This is a genomic window from Bradyrhizobium sp. MI1.10, from assembly GCF_055811035.1.
The window spans coordinates 1-919 of the sequence record NZ_JBVVPN010000143.1 but is presented as its reverse complement, the minus strand read 5'-3'; the positions used below and the strand labels follow the sequence as shown (position 1 = coordinate 919).

Genomic DNA, 919 nt, shown 5'->3' with positions numbered 1-919 from the left:
GAGCGTGTTGTGCTCCGGGCCATCATGGATATCAGCGCGCATTCGAGCTAATTAGCGGACAGGCCTCGAACGGGCCATTCGGGTCACCAGTGTTCGCATGCGCCGGGAAGACCGATCCTCCATCGTTGTCTCATTCCTCTCGCAGACCTCGGCGGGTAAGGGATGTTGGTTACGTCATCGATCGCACCTCACCTCGTGCTGTTCCTTAGTTCGTGCCTGGCGGTCGTTCCTTTGTCCCGGCCTGCGCGCGCAGACGCGCCGCGCGCAAGGGCCGTCAAGGCCGGCCGTCGTGCTGTCCTGACGTCTTGCTCTACCGCGGTCAGGCCGCGCCTTGACGGCCCCGAGCACGGTGCGAGGATCAGGCAGCTCGGGACGCCGTCTCCTCCGTGTTGACGCACTCGAAGGCGCGTCCCTTGTTGAGAACCGCCCAGGCGATCCGGGCGAGCTTGTTGGCGAGCGCAATCGCCAGCACGTTGTGGTGCAATCGTTTCTTGGCGGCTTCGATCCAAGATTTGAGGCCATAGCGCTCCCAACCCTTGACCTTGACCAGCACAACCCACGCGGCCTGCACAAACAGCGCGCGCAGGTAGCGATTGCCGCGCCTTGATATCTTGCCGAGGATCGTGCGGTCGCCGGTCGATATCTGCTTCGGCACCAGTCCAAGCCAGGCGCCGAAGTCGCGGCCTTTCGAGAACACGTCTCCAGTGCCGATCGCAGCCACCATCGCGCTCGAGATGATCGGGCCAATGCCGGGCACCGTCATCAGTCGCTCGCAGCCTTTGTCTTGACGGGCCAATGCCTCGATTTCGCTGGAGAGGTCCTCGATACGCTCATCCAGCCGGCGCCAGTCACCCGCCAGATCCTCGATGATGCGCAACATGCGAGGCGAGAGCACATCGGTGCGCGTCGCGAGGATACC

At 63.4% G+C, this 919-nt stretch carries 1 protein-coding gene; it reads right to left on the bottom strand.

What is annotated here, in order from left to right; translation table 11 throughout:
- Positions 1–358 precede the first annotated feature (358 nt).
- Positions 359–919: IS110 family RNA-guided transposase (locus AC0L3K_RS40630; RefSeq protein ID WP_354129656.1), on the bottom strand; the 561-nt coding region annotated here is incomplete at its 5' end.